Source organism: Facklamia sp. HMSC062C11 (assembly GCF_001810675.1).
GTDB lineage: Bacteria > Bacillota > Bacilli > Lactobacillales > Aerococcaceae > Facklamia > Facklamia hominis.
On sequence record NZ_KV802394.1, the window covers coordinates 1 to 17,261 of the forward strand.

Annotated in this window: 17 protein-coding genes; 6 read left to right on the forward strand and 11 right to left on the reverse strand. The window is 44.4% G+C overall.

Features of this window, described 5'->3' with window-relative positions:
• Positions 1-97: 97 nt before the first annotated feature.
• Genes murC through ytpR form a run of 3 tightly spaced genes read right to left on the reverse strand, consistent with a single transcriptional unit; the run spans position 98 to position 2,634 of the window.
• Entirely contained in the window at positions 98-1,432 is a 1,335-nt protein-coding gene (gene murC / locus HMPREF2758_RS03870; RefSeq protein WP_070609254.1) for a UDP-N-acetylmuramate--L-alanine ligase, read from the reverse strand.
• 5 nt (positions 1,433-1,437) lie between these two features.
• Positions 1,438-1,980: a hypothetical protein gene (locus HMPREF2758_RS03875; RefSeq protein ID WP_231285864.1), complete on the reverse strand. Its 543-nt coding sequence runs from the start codon at positions 1,978-1,980 to the stop codon at positions 1,438-1,440.
• 18 nt (positions 1,981-1,998) lie between these two features.
• Positions 1,999-2,634 carry a YtpR family tRNA-binding protein gene (gene ytpR, locus HMPREF2758_RS03880; protein WP_006908761.1) on the reverse strand — a complete coding sequence of 212 codons (636 nt, stop codon included), beginning with the start codon at positions 2,632-2,634 and terminating at the stop codon, positions 1,999-2,001.
• Between the two features lie 230 nt (positions 2,635-2,864).
• Between ytpR and HMPREF2758_RS03885 the strand changes: the two genes are divergently transcribed.
• The 3 genes from HMPREF2758_RS03885 to trmB all read left to right on the forward strand — a co-directional run bounded on the left by HMPREF2758_RS03885 (position 2,865) and on the right by trmB (position 4,748).
• Positions 2,865-3,191 (forward strand): hypothetical protein, encoded by a 327-nt coding sequence (locus tag HMPREF2758_RS03885; protein WP_006908760.1) that lies wholly within the window; start codon positions 2,865-2,867, stop codon positions 3,189-3,191.
• 149 nt (positions 3,192-3,340) lie between these two features.
• Positions 3,341-4,120, forward strand: a complete 780-nt coding sequence (locus HMPREF2758_RS03890; RefSeq protein WP_246823253.1) for a phosphotransferase family protein — start codon at positions 3,341-3,343, stop codon at positions 4,118-4,120.
• A complete protein-coding gene (gene trmB / locus HMPREF2758_RS03895; protein ID WP_006908758.1) occupies positions 4,104-4,748 on the forward strand; it encodes a tRNA (guanosine(46)-N7)-methyltransferase TrmB in 645 nt (214 codons plus the stop codon). Before HMPREF2758_RS03890 ends, trmB begins: the two co-directional genes overlap by 17 nt.
• A gap of 88 nt (positions 4,749-4,836) precedes the next feature.
• On the opposite strand, the gene pepF is transcribed toward trmB, so the two are convergent.
• The 6 genes from pepF to HMPREF2758_RS03925 form a co-directional block, all read right to left on the reverse strand.
• Entirely contained in the window at positions 4,837-6,645 is a 1,809-nt protein-coding gene (pepF, locus tag HMPREF2758_RS03900) for an oligoendopeptidase F (protein ID WP_070609255.1), read from the reverse strand.
• Positions 6,646-6,746: 101 nt separating this feature from the next.
• On the reverse strand, positions 6,747-7,772 hold the full coding sequence (locus tag HMPREF2758_RS03905; RefSeq protein ID WP_006908756.1) for a competence protein CoiA family protein: 1,026 nt from the start codon (positions 7,770-7,772) through the stop codon (positions 6,747-6,749).
• Between the two features lie 84 nt (positions 7,773-7,856).
• The gene (locus HMPREF2758_RS03910; protein WP_006908755.1) at positions 7,857-8,078 is read right to left on the reverse strand and encodes a hypothetical protein; all 222 of its coding nucleotides are present in this window, start codon (positions 8,076-8,078) and stop codon (positions 7,857-7,859) included.
• Between the two features lie 342 nt (positions 8,079-8,420).
• Complete coding sequence (locus HMPREF2758_RS03915) at positions 8,421-9,407, reverse strand: nucleotidyl transferase AbiEii/AbiGii toxin family protein (RefSeq protein ID WP_006908754.1); 987 nt, start codon at positions 9,405-9,407, stop codon at positions 8,421-8,423.
• The gene (locus tag HMPREF2758_RS03920) at positions 9,400-10,011 is read right to left on the reverse strand and encodes a DUF6088 family protein (RefSeq protein ID WP_006908753.1); all 612 of its coding nucleotides are present in this window, start codon (positions 10,009-10,011) and stop codon (positions 9,400-9,402) included. Before HMPREF2758_RS03920 ends, HMPREF2758_RS03915 begins: the two co-directional genes overlap by 8 nt.
• A gap of 418 nt (positions 10,012-10,429) precedes the next feature.
• Positions 10,430-11,968, reverse strand: a complete 1,539-nt coding sequence (locus HMPREF2758_RS03925) for an ATP-binding cassette domain-containing protein (protein WP_070609258.1) — start codon at positions 11,966-11,968, stop codon at positions 10,430-10,432.
• Positions 11,969-12,335: 367 nt separating this feature from the next.
• Here HMPREF2758_RS03925 and HMPREF2758_RS03930 point away from each other — a divergent pair, with 367 nt between their 5' ends.
• Together HMPREF2758_RS03930 and HMPREF2758_RS03935 are read left to right on the forward strand one after the other, a co-directional pair.
• Entirely contained in the window at positions 12,336-13,277 is a 942-nt protein-coding gene (locus tag HMPREF2758_RS03930; protein ID WP_070609260.1) for a LysR family transcriptional regulator, read from the forward strand.
• Positions 13,278-13,506: 229 nt separating this feature from the next.
• On the forward strand, positions 13,507-14,613 hold the full coding sequence (locus HMPREF2758_RS03935) for a M50 family metallopeptidase (protein ID WP_006908750.1): 1,107 nt from the start codon (positions 13,507-13,509) through the stop codon (positions 14,611-14,613).
• A gap of 46 nt (positions 14,614-14,659) precedes the next feature.
• Here the strand turns inward: HMPREF2758_RS03935 and HMPREF2758_RS03940 are convergent, their stop codons facing one another.
• Together HMPREF2758_RS03940 and HMPREF2758_RS03945 are read right to left on the reverse strand one after the other, a co-directional pair.
• Positions 14,660-15,403: an ABC transporter ATP-binding protein gene (locus tag HMPREF2758_RS03940; protein WP_006908749.1), complete on the reverse strand. Its 744-nt coding sequence runs from the start codon at positions 15,401-15,403 to the stop codon at positions 14,660-14,662.
• Between the two features lie 2 nt (positions 15,404-15,405).
• The gene (locus HMPREF2758_RS03945) at positions 15,406-15,879 is read right to left on the reverse strand and encodes an ABC transporter permease (protein WP_006908748.1); all 474 of its coding nucleotides are present in this window, start codon (positions 15,877-15,879) and stop codon (positions 15,406-15,408) included.
• Positions 15,880-16,066: 187 nt separating this feature from the next.
• Between HMPREF2758_RS03945 and HMPREF2758_RS03950 the strand changes: the two genes are divergently transcribed.
• Positions 16,067-16,759, forward strand: coding sequence for an MgtC/SapB family protein (locus tag HMPREF2758_RS03950; protein ID WP_016648394.1), 693 nt, complete (start codon positions 16,067-16,069; stop codon positions 16,757-16,759).
• Positions 16,760-17,261 lie beyond the last annotated feature (502 nt).

Consider the following 17,261-nt stretch of genomic DNA (forward strand, 5'->3'; position numbering starts at 1 on the left):
GCAATTGTGAGCACGTTTTGAGAGAGTGCGACCACAAGCCCCCCTCCCCAACAAAAAAGGCTGCAGCAAATGCTACAACCTTTTTCGATGAATCAGTCTATAAATGTTTAAGATTTAGGGCCCCATAAGCCTTCTCGAATTGATGGGCTAGATTATCAATATCCCCCGCTCCCATGAATAGGATCACTTCATCTTGGTAATCCATTAAAGGCGAAAGGTGGTTGGCCGAAATAATTTCGACTTTATCGTTGATCATCTGAGCCAAATCCTGAATCGTCACCTGACCGGATTGTTCCCGCGCAGAGGTGAAGATATCTACCAAATGCACCTCATCAGCCAGTGACAAGGCTTCCGCAAAGTCCTTAAGCAAGGCAATCGTCCGTGAAAAGGTATGCGGTTGGAAGACCGCTACTACTCGGCGATGAGGGTATTTTTGTTTGGCCGCATCAATGGTTGCCCGAATTTCGCTAGGGTGGTGGGCATAATCATCGATCACAATCAAATCTTGGACTTGCTTGACCGAAAAGCGTCGCTTAACCCCTGGGAAGGTCTTGAGATAACGAGCAATCTCATCCGCCTTAAAGCCTTCCAATTGTAGGAAGCAGATTACCGCCAAGGCATTCATAATATTATGCTTACCATAAGAAGGAATATGGAAGGAACCAAAGAGCTGGCCTTCGACCAAGACGTCAAAGTCTGAGCCCTCCTCGTTACGGCGAATATTTTGAGCACAAATATAATCTTCCGGATCCACTCCGTAATAATGAATCGGAACGGCAGTCTCTAATTGACGCAGATAGGGATCTTCCCCATAGGCAATGACACCTTTTTTGGTCTGATTCGCAAAGGTCTTAAAGGCATCAAAGACATCTTCAATCGAATGATAATAATCCGGATGGTCAAAGTCCACATTAGTAATAATGGCATAGTCAGGCTCATAAGCTAGGAAGTGGCGGCGGTATTCACAAGCCTCTAGGGCGAAGTACTCAGCCGCTTCATTCCCATAGCCCGTCCCATCTCCAATGAGATAAGAAGTTGGGGTCAAATGACCCAAGCAGTGTGCCAAGAGCCCAGTGGTTGAGGTCTTTCCGTGGCAACCGGTCACAGCCACCGAAGTATAGGACTGAATTAACTCTCCTAGGAAGTCATGGTAACGATAAATGGTCAAGCCGAGTTCACGGGCCTTGGCTAATTCGGGGTGATCATCCGTAAAAGCATTCCCCGCAATAATGGTTAAGCCTGGCTGGATATTATCGGCCGAAAAAGGCATCATTGGAATCTGAGCTTCTTCCAAGCCTTGTTGGGTGAAGAAATACTTCTCGATATCCGAGCCTTGAACGCGATAGCCTTCCCCATCCAAAATCAGTGCTAAAGCCGACATCCCAGAACCTTTTATGCCGACAAAATGATACAAGCTATCTTTTGAAATCATACGTGTTATTCTCCTTTATCAAATAGTAAAAAAGAGTCTCGATTCTTAGCCAATCGTTGTAAAATAAAGCGATCGACCTGCCAGTAATCTTCCTTGGCCTTTTCAGAGGACGGCTGGCTAGTTTCCCCAGCGATCGGCATCGAATCCGCCGCAAGCCGCTCTTCTTCCATCTTTAAAGCTCGACTGGCAAGTTGCTTTTCTTTCGACAAAGAAACATTATAGTCCTTGCGAGGCCGGTTGGCTAGTAAATTCTCTTCGGCCATCCGAGTTTGCAATTTTTCAGAGTCCAAGCCTCGCTCAGCAGCCTTTAAAAAAGGAATCATATAGCTAGGGTCATTCGATTCGCCTGTCTCTTCCATTGGATCGTGCAGTCTCTCCTGCATGGATTGCTGGAATTTATTCAGCTCTGCGTTGGATTTTTTGGCTTGAAAAGCAGGCCGCTCTAAATCAAGCGGCTTAGCCTCCTTCCAACCCACCGGGTGCTTCCCCTTAAATTGACGTTTTTTCCGTCCCTGGTTAAAGGCCGGTCCTTGATAGTCTTGACTCATGGGATTCACCGACAAGACCTAGTCACGGTAATAGTCTACCACCCGTTCAAGGGGGGTTCCGACTTCGAATTTAGAAGGTAATTCCCAGATTCCCGGATAGTTTTCAATGGCTTCTAAGCCCAATTCACGGGTAGAACAGATCATGCCATTAGAAGCGACTCCTCTGAGTTCCCCTGGCCAAATAATGGCCCCACTTGGCATGACAGCACCTGGCTTAGCGACAATAACATACAAGCCTTGGGTGATATTCGCTGCTCCACAGACAATCTGCAAGACTTGGTCTTGGCTGACCCTGGTTTGGGTAATGTGTAGATGATCGGAATCTTCATGGTCAACACATTCTTCGACATAGCCCACCACAAAGCTTGGTCCTTCTTCCAAGGCTACGACCTCTTCAATACCATGCTCTTTTAGAGCTTGATTCAAGCTATCTAATTGTTCACTAGAAAGTTGAATTTGACCCACACCTTCTAAGGCGAGTAAGTCGCTAGCGTGATGTAAGTTAATCGACACCACTTGGTCGGTTTGACCATCCTTAACGAGCGTAAAGGGCCCCTTGTTTTCGCTGACAGTATGATTCCGATTTCCCTTATCACGGGTTAATAATAAAACATCCCCAACACCTGCTGGATTATAAAAAGCTAACCAATTCATTCTTATCTCCTCGATTCACGCATTATTTGATTCTTTATATAAGTGGCGCTGGAGGGAAAAAGCCTCCAGAAATTGCGCCTAGTCTCTTCATTATTTTGTCATAATTTAAGGCTAAAAGCAATTCTCAGGCAAAAGTCTATCCATAGCTGTTCTTTTTATGATATGATAGACAACAGATTTAATCCCGCTAGGGAAACAAGTAAACAAAGCCTAAGAAAGGAAGCAAGTCGATGGATTCTCAAAAAAATAACAATCTATTGGGAACGCTCATTTTACTATCGGGGATGGTGATCGGAGCATGCGGTGCCCTGCTTTACCATGAGAATAAGCCAAAGTCTGCCGGTACCGTCCTCCATCAGATCCGAGAGACCTTTAACCAAGGCGGAGAAGTCTGTGGTTCTTGGATCGACTACGATCCGGTCGAATACCATGGTTTCGACTCCCAACCCTTGGTCTATATGGGAGGAATCAGCCGTAAAGAAGAAGGTGAGATCGTCCACTATCGATTCGCAGCGGATGTCTACACCGGGGACATTCTCAATATTCAAGTCCAGTAAATGCTTAATAACGACGCTTAATAACCAAGCCTTAAGAGCTTTTGTGTTGTCGAACAAAGGCTCTTATTTTTTGTTGAGGATAAGCGATTGAGATTAAAGTTAAAAAGGCGAGGAGGGAATTCATGTATCATAATAATGAAGAATGGGATATGCACCCCCTGGATGGGAACACCGGGCAAGCTTATTTAGGAATCAGTAAAAATGAAAAAGTCTTCTTTAAGCGAAACACCTCCCCCTTCATCGCTGCCCTAGCTGCCGAAGGGATCACTCCTCGACTCAAGTGGACCCAAAGAACCTACTCCGGCGATATTTTGACGGCCCAGGAATGGGAAGAAGGGGCCACACTCAAAGCCGAGGATATGAATGCTCCGGCGGTGATCGACTTAATTAAGTCCGTCCACCAGCATCAATCCCTGGTCCAACTCATGCGGCGCATCCACGAAAAGGATTGTCAGCCGATGGACCTGATCCTTGATTACCAAAAGGACCTACCGCCTTCCTTTAGCCAGCACCATTTTTTTAATAGCGTGCTTGAAGCCATGAGGCAAGAGATCGACAGCAGTCTGACCACCGTCCCTTGTGTCATCTGCCACGGCGACTTGAACCACAATAACTTTCTCTTGGCCAATGACGGAACCCTTTATCTGGTGGATTGGGATAATGCCAAATTAGCCGACCCCCTCTACGACATCACTTATCTCTTATGCCGTTACTACCCACCTAGCCAATGGATGGACTGGTTGGAAGCTTATGACTTCCCGATTGACCTTCACTTTACCAAACGAGTTCGCTGGTACAGCCTACTAGCCTGCCTGCGCTTGATTAAAGAATACTATCAAGTCGACCGCCACTATCAAGTCAATGAAACCGTCATTCTCTTGCGAAATATTTTTGAAAACAAGGAGGATTCCGATGCGACTACGCCATAAACCCTGGGCCGAAGAAAAATTAAAGGCCTACCCGCAATATGCCATTCAAGACCCCCAAGCATTAAAAGGAAAATGGCAAGATCACTTTGCCAAAAAGCAAGCCCTCCATCTGGAGATTGGTTCCGGCAAAGGACAATTTATCTTAGGCATGGCCCAGGCCCATCCTGAAGTCAACTATATCGCCATGGAACTGCAGACTTCTGCGATCATCTCCATCCTTAATGCCCAAATCGAAGCCCAGCTACCCAACCTGCTGCTCATTAATGGGCATGGCGGCGATATCGATCAATTCTTTGCCCCAGGTGAAGTGGACCGGCTTTATCTGAATTTTTCAGACCCCTGGCCCAAGAAGCGCCATGCCAAGCGTCGCCTTACCTCACCGCAATTCTTGGAAAAATACCGTCACATCCTTAGCCCTCAAGGCGAGATCCACTTTAAGACGGACAACCAAGGTCTCTTTGAGTATTCCTTGGCATCGCTGAGTCAATATGGTTACCAGCTCAAGCAAGTCTGGTTAGACCTGCACCAATCTGACTTTGAAGGCAATATTCAAAGCGAATACGAAGAAAAATTTGCCCAAAAAGGCCAAGCCATCTACCGATTGGAGGCTGTCTGGCCCCAATCCTAAAGCCAATACAAAAACAAGCGCCCACCCTCACAAAAAGTGAAAGTGGGCGCTTTTTATAGGCACTAATGGGTGCTTCTAGAATTCAGATTTATTGTTTTTCTAATAAGCTTTCGAATTCATCCAAGCGTTCTTCGAACAAGTCTAAAGTGGCTTGAATATAGTCCGCTTGAGTCATATCTAAGCCAGCATCCTTCATGGTATCTACCGCATACTTGGAATCTCCTGACTTCAAGAAGCCCTTATAACGCTCCAAGGCTTCTTGGTCGCCAGAGTGGATCTTCTTAGCAAAGAAGGCTGCCGCTGAGAAACCTGTCGCATATTGGAAGACATAATAATTATAGTAGAAGTGAGGAATCCGAGACCACTCGAGGGCGATTTCCGAATCAGAGTTCACTTCTGGTCCATAATACTTGGCATTTAATGCCCGATAATGTTCCGATAGGAAGTCTTGCGTAAGTGGTTGGCCCTTCGCATCTTCTTCATGCATGAAATGCTCAAATTCTGCGAATTGCGTTTGTCTAAAGACGGTTCCCTTGGCCGAATCCAAGAAGTTATTTAAGATGAAGAGACGAATCTCCGGATCTTCATACTTATCTAATAGATAGTAGGTCAACAAATTCTCGTTGGTGGTTGAGGCGATTTCTGCTAGGAAAATTGGATAGCCACCATAAGCATATTCTTGATTATTTTTGGCATAGTGGGAATGCACAGAGTGACCCAACTCATGAATCAAGGTATACAAGTGATTAATCGAATCTTGCCAATTCATTAAGATGTAGGCCTTGGAATCATAGCTTCCTGATGAATAAGCCCCTGAGCGCTTGCCGATATTTTCATACAAGTCGATCCAACGATCTCTGAAGGCTTCTTCAATAATAGCCACATAATCCTCACCCATTGGCTTCACAGCTTCTAAGACAATGGCCTTGGCTTCGTCATAAGTCACCTTAATGGGTGCTTCACCCAACAAAGGTGTATACATATCATACATTTCCAGATCGTCAACTTTTAATAACTTCTTCCGTAAAGCAACGAAACGATGCAAGAGGTCTAGCCGTGAATGAACCGCTTCGATCAAGGTATCGTAGACGGACTCTGGAATATTATTTTCAAATAAAGCCGCCTGTCTCGCCGAATCAAAGTGACGAACCTTGGCTTGGTAATTATGTAATTTCATCTGACCGGTAATTAAGGACGCAAAGGTATTCTTAAATTGATCATAGACCGAATAATAAGCCTTAAAGTTATCCCGGCGCACCCGACGATCCGAGCTTTCCAATAATTTGCCATAAACCGAGTGGGTTAATTCCACTTCATGACCGTCCTCATCCTTAATGGTTGGGAACTTCAAGTCGGCATCGGATAAAAGCCCAAAGGTCTTGGAGGCAGTCTGATTGGCTTCGCTGGCTTGAGCTAACAATAGCTCTTGGTCGGAAGACAATACGTGAGGACGAAAACGTGCCTTATCATCTAAGAAATGGCGGTAGAATCCAAGACGGTCGTTTTCTTCAATAAAAGCTTGCAGTTGTTCTTCAGGAATGGCCAAAAGTTCTGGGTCAAAATAAGCGACCGCTTGACCGAACTTCGCAAAGAGCTGACCTGCCCGATCGTTCAAAGCCTGAGAAGCTGAGACGGTCTGGTCTTGGTCATTTAACATGCTGGTATAGACATAGACATTCTCAATTACTCTTAAGGTCTCAAAATAAGCGTCCAAGGCCTGCGCCAACATTTGGCTAGATTGACCTATTTTTCCTTCATAGTGTGCCAAGTCGGCAATTTTTTCTTCCGCTTTTTGATAGTCCGCTTCAAAGGCAGCTTGATCTTTATACATTGCGGCTAAATCCCAGGTAAACTGAGGATCGACTTGGTCACGACGACGTGCTTCTTGTTTTGCCATAAAAAAACTCCTTCTCTCAACAATTCTTAGGCCTTTCACCCTAAGGACTCGTCCCTGTTTTCCCGTTGATTGAATCAATCTTACGGGATCTAAAATCTATCTTACCACAATGTAGGCGCTTTAGCTAAAGAAAAAATCAGTGCTTCGATGACAGTCGCCGTCAAGCCAAAGAGGTCGCCCGTCATCAAGGGCATTGGACGAGGATGGAGCCTTCCTCGGGCAATTTGCTGAGTCAAATAATCCCTTAAACTGAAAAAATCACCAGACTCATTGGTCAGATAGATCCAAGCTAGGGCCAGGACCAACCAAGCCGGCTCTTTAAAATACAGCTCTTGCCAGCGATAGGAAAACAACCATTCCGGTAAATCCATCAAGGAAAAGCCTAGCTCATAGAGCTGATAGATATAAGGTCTAGCCTGCGGGTTCGCCTGTAGCTGAGCGATTGCTTGTTGGGACGACCTTTTCCGGCCTTTTTTAAAGAACCGAGTCTGTGTGCTATTTAAAGATGGCTGGGTCAAAACATTCTGCCAGTCTACTTGATTGGAATAGCGCTGATAGGAGCAGGCGTAGGATTCCTTAGCATAGATGATCGGCAGGTGATGATATAAAAGCAAGTCCCCCGCTGCAAGGTCTAAGGCCCAAAAGTAAGCCCCCAGACTAGCTTGGTAGTTGAGATTTTGCCGGATCCACTGAGATTCTAGCCCGGTCACGGCTTGATGATCCAACAACCAAATGACCTCCAAACCCAGACGCAGGTAGGATTTATGCCGGCCTGCTAGACTAGCGGACGAGATTTTAGACTTTTGAAATTCCAGCACCCGCAGCAAGTCCTTCTTGATAAGCAAAAAATCCGCAATCTGATCCAAGTCTTTTAAAGGGTATTCCAAGCAGTAATGATAGCCGTGCCGACTGGCATTGGCCGCTAATAAGGCCTTGGCCTTTTTATGTTGATCACTTTCTGCCCCGGCTAGTCGCTTATTTCTAGATTGATGACGAAAATGGGCCTGTTGACCGGCTCCTTGGATCAATTGGACCCGCTGCCTACAATCTGGGCAATAATACTTGCCCTCCAAAGTGGCCTGGTTGGCATAGACCAATATCCCCCTTGAAGATAGGGCTGCATACATAAAAATCCCCCTTTAGATCAAGTAGTCTCTAAAGGAGGATTTGCGCTTTTTAAAATGTTGACTTTCTCAAACATACCATTCTCTTTAGGCAAAGAAACATAAGATTCCCATCACGATTAAGAACTTCAAGCCAATCAATAGATAGGTCTTACCCACCCGCTCGGCGTCGGATGCTTCTTTTTCACCCGCCTTAAGAGCCGCCTCAAAACCGTTGATCAGGGAATATTTCTTGCGAAAGACAATCAAATAACCCAGTAATAAGAAAGTCGTCCCCAACATTGTCAAAATAAGCTTGAGCAACACCATCCATCCCACCTCCTTCTAGCCAATCGTAAACTGTCTTCTTAAACTTGATAACGCATTCATATGTTATAGCGTACCATAATTAAGACGCCTTGTATAGAGGAAGCGCTTAAAAAAGTGAGGAGGGGGTTACATAGAAATGGCTAAGAATAGAAGGTTTTCTTGATGTTAGCGATTAATTCCTCATCAACCTATTCGTAAATAAGGCAGAAGCTTTTTACCTCAATTTCTTTTTTTGAAAAATCAGTTGACCACTCTATAAATTAGGGTATTTCTGTTTTTCGATCACCTAAAGTATCAGTAATAAAATATCCTTATAACTAATGTATTATTTTAAAGATTATCCTAATACGCATTTATTTCTTTCTCCAGCTCTTGAAGTGTTCTAATCATTTCTTCAAAGCTAGGATATTCTCCATAGATCATCTCTGCCATAGCGTGATAGTCTTTTTTTATCTCAGAAAATCTAATCTCATTTGGAACCAATCTTAACCGACCTTCTAATACCTCTTTATACCTTGCCCACTTCCTAGGATAAAATTTCATCTTAAATTGAGTGACTCTCTTAAGTAATTCTTTGTCGTTTAGCGCTTGTTTTTTAAAGTCTGAATTAGCTATTTGATATAGGTCGTAAAAATGCCTGGCATATCTATGGGGTATCGAAAAATTCTCTGGCCTATTTGCTTCATGATGCAGGATAGTGGCTTTCTCCCAAAAAGTTCTCTCCGCAGACACTGTTCTTACTTTCGTTATATCATTAAATACATTCGGATAGGCCTCTCCAATTAATGGCAAGATTTTACACTCAACGGCTGGTGTCCATGCAGCCAAGCTTCCTATTTCAAGTCTAATCGTCTGTGTTAAATAATTTGAATTAAAAATTTTTGGGTATTTACAAAGAACGGTCTGTGGGTCCATATTATCAATTAAGAACTCAAAACCTATGTCTTCAAAGTCTTTTTCTAAAGTTGGGATAAAGACATCTTTTAAAAGAAATTCTGTCTTTTTATTCATTTCTTTATTGAATTTATCTTGCTTGGTATTTGACCTTTCTATCCAAGGCTCTTTTTCATCATAACCTAGCATTCGCCAGTCTAAAATTAAATCGATGTCTTCAGAAAATCTTTCGATAAGTCCGAAGCATTTTGAGAGTGAGGTTCCTCCCTTAAAAGTGAAATAATTTTTCCATTTACTCTCATTAAATAAGTAATCTAGAGTAACAGTCACCCAATAGTCTTTTTCAACAACTGATTCTGAAATAGCCTTCTTTCTCGCAGTATTCACGATTAAAGTCCTTAACTCTGATTTATCCTCTAAATAATATTTATTCATTTTTTTCCTCAGAAATTTCCCTAATTACTTCATAGATCCATGATGGTACTGATCTAGCCTCTTGCATTAAATCTGATCTTTCCTTTTCAGTTAAATTCCGTCTGATCTTTAGAATAATTTCATCTGATATTTTATCCTGTCCAAATGACTTTATTGCCTGAATAACTGTTGCCGTCTTTAAGGACATATTAGCAATTTCCCCAGGGTTTACTTTCTTAAATTCTAACCGAGTATCTCCAATTTTATAAACCTTATATCTACCGCTAGAGATATATTGATAGTGACTCGGTACTTGGGTCGATAAACCCAACATATTTAAAGCCGTGTTATTGTAAGGAGCAATATCCCAATTATATTTTCTTGCGATGGCTAATACTAATTCATGCATTGATACCGCCTCATATTCTTTAATAAATTCACTATATCTAGGCTTAAAATAAAATCCATCAATGACACGTTTGATTTGCTTATCATCCACTAATCTTTTTAATACTTGCCTAACTGTAGTATTTGATGCAATTTCTAAAAAATCATTCGCAAAAAACACCTTACCCGAATCAAAACTATTTATTTTTTGAAGAATTTTTTCGATATATGAAGGCATTATAACCCCTCCTTTTGTCACGGATATTATATCATATCCGTGACAAATTTTCGATGAATCACGCCTTTCCTTTATCCCTTATCGTCCCTCTTTCTACTTTTTCATATTATAAGTCAACAAAAAACTGACCATCGAAGGCAGCCCCTGCAAGCCCGAGGGCTAGTGGATGAACTTCCAACGATACTCAAGCTCAATAAAAAGTCTGCGACTAGCAATCTATCAAATTGGACTTATCTATAAGTACTCCTAGCTTTTAGATTTGCGCTTTTTAATTTTAGTTTTTCAATAAATTTTTCTTTACCTATGATTCACTCGATATCCCCCATCAAAAAAGGCTGTCACCCCAAGGTCACAGCCTCATTATCTTTTCGGATTAACTCGTGACGATTATCCAAGGTCCAGGTCTCATTTCCCGAATCTAGATGTCTTCCAGATCTACTGACCTTAATCCCTGGTCGGTCAATTCATAGATCTTTTGGCAGACCTGCCTTAGAAAAGACCGCTCGTGGGAGACCACAACCATTGCGCCGGGATAGGCTTGAAAAGTCTCAATCAATTCAGGCTGAGAGGTCGGCGAAAAGTTCCGCGTCGGCTCATCTAAAAATAAGACATTCGCCTTTTGAAAATCCAGCTTCAAGACCAATAATTTAGCCTTTTGCCCGCCAGACAAGCGATGAATCGGACGTTGCATCTCCTCAGGAAGATAATGCATGGACCCTAGATAGGTCATAATCTGAGTCAACTCTTCTTGGTCCCCTGTCTCTTGCAGATAAGAAATAGGAGTCATAGAATCCGAAATGACGGACTCATAAGTCTGGGGCATAAAGCCAGGACGTAGCCCCTCCTTATCCAACAAGCTCTGCCAAAGATAGCTTAAAAAAGTGGACTTGCCTACGCCATTATCACCAATGATCCCAATCTTATCCTGACCATACAATTCAAAATGAATCCCTTTAGCTAAGAGCCGATCTTGGATCCTTAGATCCAATTGATCGATATATAAGACTTGCTTAGAAGCCGGCAAGGCCTCCACCCCCTGGAAGCCCAAACGGATGGCATCCTCTTGTATCGGACGGTCTACAAAGTTTTCCCGGTCTCGCTCATAACGCTTGGCTTGCGCTTTTAGACTGGCCATCTTCTTAGCCAACAAGCGTCCTTCCACATCATTGCGGGTATTATTGAGTGAGCGATGAACCTTGTCTGTCACCTGCGACAAGTCTTTCATCCGAGCCTTATCAAGGGCTTGCTGCTGACTAGCCACTTGGGCCTGACGATCAAAATTCAAGGCTCGCTCCTTTAGATACTGGTCATAGGATACTGCCTTAAAGGTCGTCCGCGTCTGAGTCTTATGGACTAACTGCTCTAAGTGCAAAATGGCTGTTGCGGTTTTCTTCAACAAATCCACATCATGCGAAATATAAACGAGAATCCCCTGAAAGTCCTGGATCCATTGCTCTAACCAGATCGACGTGCGTAAATCCAAATCATTGGACGGTTCATCCAAGAAGACCAGTTCAGGATCCTGCACGGCAATTCGCAATAATTGGACTTTCACGCGCTCACCCCCGGATAAGCTAGATAAGGTCTGATCGGAGTATAGCCGATCGACCGAAAAATCCAATTGACTCGCCGCCTGAAATAAATGGCCATAATCGATCTCATTGGGATCCAAGGACTGGAAGAAATACGCCTGAAGGGGTTGATCCAAGACCTCCCCTTCAAGACTTTGCGGAAGATAGGCAAAATGATCTACTGAATTAACAATGGTCCCCTCTAGTTCGATATAGTCCAAGATGGATGGATCCTGCATCAAAGCCTTTAATAAGACCGACTTGCCATTGCCTTCCTCACCAATAATGGCTAATTTATCCCCTGAATTAAGTACAAAAGATACATCTTCGACTAAATGACGAAAATCACGCCGATGTATCAAGCTTAAATGTTCTACCTGCAACATAAAAAGACCTCCTTCTCCAAGACGCTCATTGCAATGACAGCGATCTTTTCAAAGCAGGCAAAAATACCCTGAGCTTCCATGATCTTGGAAAGAACAAGTCTCACCCATTCTAAAAAGACCGCAGCAAACCAAGCTCAGCTCATTCTGAGATCCTTGGTCTAGACTGGCTTTCTTTTTAGAATTTGATCATGGTCACACCTTCTATTCATATTATTAGGAATAATTGTAACAGCTTTCATTCGTTCTGTCAAGCTGTTATCCCCCTCGCTATCACTTTTGTCCTAACCGCTAACCGATTCTAGGCTTGTGGCTTTACAAGTTTTTCGGATCATTATAAGCTATAGCTATATCAAAATCGGAGGTTATTATGCGTTTAGAAGATTTTCAATATTTTAGGGCGGTGGCCACAGAGCGGTCGCTCAATCAAGCCGCTTCCTCGCTCTATATATCCCAGCCCTCCCTGTCCAATGCCATGGCCAGGCTCGAAGAAGAATTAGGGGTCCAACTCTTCATCCGTTCTTCCAGAGGGATCACGCTCACTTCAGAGGGGGAAGAATTTCTCCAGTATGCCAACCAAATCATGGAACAAGTGGCCCTGATGGAACGGCGTTACAGCGGCCAATCTCGGCCTGGCCTGCCCCTTTTTTCCGTCGTTACCCAGCACTATGCCTTTGTGGTCGATGCCTTTGCCAGACTCCTCAAGCACTATCAACCCAGCCGCTATCAAGCCTCGCTCAAGGAATTGCGAACCTATGAGGTGATTGAAGAAGTTTTTCAACTTCGCAGTGAGATTGGCGTCATCTACCGCAGCAAGTATAACCACCAGATTATCAACCGCGAACTCAATGACAAGCACCTCAGCTTCCATTCCTTGATCAAGACCCGACCCTATATCTTTGCCTACAAAAACCACCCCTTGGCACAAAAAGACCGGATTACTTTCGAAGATCTTGCCCCCTATCCCCGACTCAATTTTGAACAAGGCAAGTACAATTCCTTTTATTTTTGGGAAGAGGTCCATTCCGACTTACCGGTTGATCAGTCGATTACGGTTTCCGACCGGGCTACCATCTTTAATTTGATGATTGGGCTCAATGGCTATACCATCTCATCCGGGATCATTAATGCCGACCTCAATGGCGAAGACATCATCGCCCTGCCCCTTGAATCACCTGAAGAGATTGAGATTGGCTATATCACCAACGACCTCCACCAACTTAATCCCCTAGCTCAAGAATTTATTCAAATACTGCATACTTGCCTCATTGAAGGGATTGAAAAGCAAGGCAATTGGCAGGCAGAATCCTAGAAAATTAAAGGCTGTGACCGAAAATTTAGGTCACAGCCTTTTATGATGGATCAGCTTGTGGGCTGACTGGCATCAGCTTAATTAGGTGCGAGATGTAGCATGGTTAAAATGTGATGGTAGGCTGTTAGGCCTGCTTCACTGCTTCCAATTCGATCCTTTTCAATCTTTGGACCTCCGCAACCCATCTGGTATGATAAAATGAATTATCAAGTCTTTAAAGGAGTCTATTATGAAAAAATATTTCCATATACTGATCCTCTTTATCGGCATGGGCTTATTCGGCTTTAGCTTAGGCTATTTAATGGACGTTCAAGCCATTCAAGCGGGGCCATACGGCCTCTACTTCTTAGCCGTCCTTTTTATCAGCCTTTATCTGGGCCTCCTATTGACCGTCGTCATCCATGAGGCTGGCCACTTAATCCTAGGCCTAGCGAGTGGCTATCGTTTTGTCTCCTTTCGAATCGCCTCTTGGATCCTCATCAAAAATAAACAAAATCACTTTGACATTAAACGCTACTCGCTACCGGGTACCCTCGGCCAATGCCTGCTCGACCCTCCTGGTCACTATGGTGATCCCTTTCCCTACAAAGCCTATCTCTTGGGCGGGGTCCTAGCTAATGGTCTGACCGCTTGCCTCTTGCTTACTTTGATCGCAAGGGGTCAGCTATCCGGCTACCCGGCTCTGGTGGCCTATATCCTAGCCGGGATTAATCTTTTCTTAGGCGTGACCAATGCCTATCCCTTTAAGAACAGTGATACAACCACGGATGGTGTGATTCTCCAACAATTGAGGAAGGCCCCCACCATGAGCAAGTATCTCTGGGCCCAGCTCAAGATCAACGCCCTCTTCCAGTCCGGTCAGCGTCTTAAAGAGATCCCCCAAGACTACTTTGTAGCCAATGATGATCATCCTTTAGCCAGTATCATCCGCGTCTTTGATAATAATCGTCTAATGGATGACGGCTGCTACCAGGAAGCCAACGCCCACCGGCAAGCCCTTCGACAAGACCCCCAACTCCCGGCCATCTATAAGAGTCTCTTGGCTTTAGACCAAGTCTTCTTTAACCTAGTTCAAGACCAAGCTCAAGCCGACTTAAGCCTACTTGAAGACCCCCAAGTAAAACAAATCAAATCTGCCATGAAAAAACTCCCCAGCATGCTCCGACTGGATTATGCCCTAGCCTTGCTGAAAGACCAAGACCCGACTCAAGCCGCTAACATCAAAAAGCAATTCGACCAGGCCTTGCGCCACCACCCAAGCCAAGGTGAGATTAGCTTGGAACAAGACTTACTGGCCTTAGTAGACCGAGCGGCTCAATCACAGACAGACAAGTAAAGCAAAAAAGAGGATCTCGCTTGAGATCCTCTTTTGATGTTTCTGCTTAATAGACATCCAACAATTTCATAATTTTGATTCGATAATCGACAAAGTCCTGTTGAGTTCGGTCTCGTAGATAATCCAACTCAATCGGAACGACTTCCATTACGCGACCAGGTCTAGGTGACATGACGACCACTTTTTGACTACAGTAAATGGCTTCATCAATATCATGGGTCACCATAATCATGGTCATCTTGGTCTGTTGCCATAAGGCAATGAGTTCCTCTTGCAAGCGCAAGCGGGTAAAGGCATCAAGGGCTCCCAGGGGCTCATCCAAGAGTAGAATTTCGGGATCATTCACGATCGCCCGCCCCAATGACACCCGTTGAGCCATCCCACCGGATAATTGGTGGGGATAGACCTTTTCAAAGCCTTGTAGGCCAATCGTTTTGATAATGGCATCAATGGCTTCTGCCTTGGCTTTTTCTTGCCCTTGTAATTTAGGACCAAAGGCGATATTCTCCTTCACCGTTAAATAAGGAAATAAGGTGGAGGATTGGAAGGCCATACCAATACGAGCAGTCGGTTTGGTGATCCGTTCGCCATTCAAGGTGACCTGTCCTTCCGTCGGAGGAATTAATCCCGCCAAAATCCGCAGCAAGGTAGACTTACCAGACCCGGAAGCCCCCACGATCGAGACGAACTCGCCCTGGTTGATGGTCAAATCAATCCCTTCTAGAGCCTTCATAATCGTTTGGTCTGTATTTAAGAACAGCTTAGAAACCTTATCAATCTTCAAAGGCATGCTTACATCCTCCCTTCTTGCCAGCGAAGCACGTAGCGCGAAATGCGGTCAACCACGAATTTCACTGAAATGAATAATAGACAAATAATCACGATCGAAGCATACATCTTGGCATATTGGGCCCAGTTCCGTTGCCAGGTCACATACCAACCCAAGCCGGATTCAACCCCGATCATTTCAGCCACGATCAAGGCCGTACAGGCGGTCGACATTCCCTGGGTCAAGCCGGCAAAGATATTGGGCATGGCCATAGGAAGGGTCACCTTGGTGATTAATTGTTTTTCATTGGATCCGAGGACCTTGGCCACATCATAATAGGCAGGATCGATATTGCGAATCCCGGACATCGTGGCTAAGGAGACGGCATACCAGACCCCAAAGGCAATGATAAAGACGGCCCCATAGAACAAGGAGGATACCAAGACCATGGTAATGGGAATCCAAGTAATGGTCGGGATCGCCCCGATCAAACTCATAAAGATGGTCCAAAACAAAAACTAGGCTTGAATCAATTGGTAGCCCTTTCTATTTAATTATTTAGAATTTTAATAAATTGGGTGTTGGTCTAGCTAAGTATTTTTCGTCATCAGCCAACTTTTTTTATTTATTTCTAAATGGATCTTTGATAGAATGAGGACTAATGCATTAGAAGGAGATGATACCATGACACACACGATTACCATGACCGACGTCGCCCTGCGCTTATTGGTGACGATTCTTTGCGTGAGTTTTATTGGCTTCGACCGAGAAAGAAGCGGTCGCTCAGCAGGATTACGTACCCACCTCATCGTAGCTGTGGGATCTTGCCTAATCACTTTAGTTCAACTAGAAATGACTGAGGATATCATCAATTGGAATATGGCCCACCCTGACTTACAAGGTCTCTTAACGACTGATCCCACACGGATTATTGCCCAGGTCGTCTCAGGAATCGGCTTTCTAGGAGCGGGTTCCATTATCGTGAATAAGAACGCTTCAGTGACCGGGCTTACCACCGCCGCGACTTTATGGACCAGTGCCATCTTAGGAATTGCGGCTGGGCTAGGTTATTTTTCCTTGGTCTTTTTAGCGACGGTCATTATGCTCTTTATCCTCATCGTCTTGAACCTGGTGATGACCCACAAGACCTTTGTGCTGGACCTTTATTTTGACACGCCCCGCTCTCACCTCAAGGACCTGCACCAGGTGCTCGACCAATATAACCTTAAGATGAAGGACTTGATCATTTCAAGTTCTAGCAACCACTACCACTACCAAATCAAAGTCGATGGTGACCGCCGCAAGATAAACACCCAAGAAATCAGCCAAGCCATCTGGGAAAAGGTGGACCACGTCATCTCAGTCACCTTTGTCTAGAACTGGCGGTTGGTGGCTGGGCCTTTCTTAATAACGCCGTGTCGCTCTTTTGATTAGTAGATGCACTCCGATCAAGTAGATGCCCACCCCCGATGAAATTGATGCACTCCGATCAATCCCCAATAAAGCACTGCCCCCCCTCTTAATAAACCGGAAGATTCCTTGAATATCTTGGAACCTTCCGGCTTTTGGCTTGTTGGAAATTTTAGCCCTGTAAGGTGGGCGAGCACCTTGATTTGTTGGGATTTTGTACTCTCAGGGCGATGAGGGTTACATTTTGGGGCCAATTTGGTACTCTCAGCACACTGAGAGTTACAGTTCGAGCCCATTTTAGTACTCTCAGAGCGATGAGAGTTACAGTTCGGGGCCTATTTAGTACTCTCAACACAACAAGAGTTACAATTCGAGGCCAGTTTAGTACTCTCAGAGCGATGAGTGTTACAATTCGGGGCCTATTTAGTACTCTCAATACAACAAGAGTTACTTTTCGGGACTATTTTAG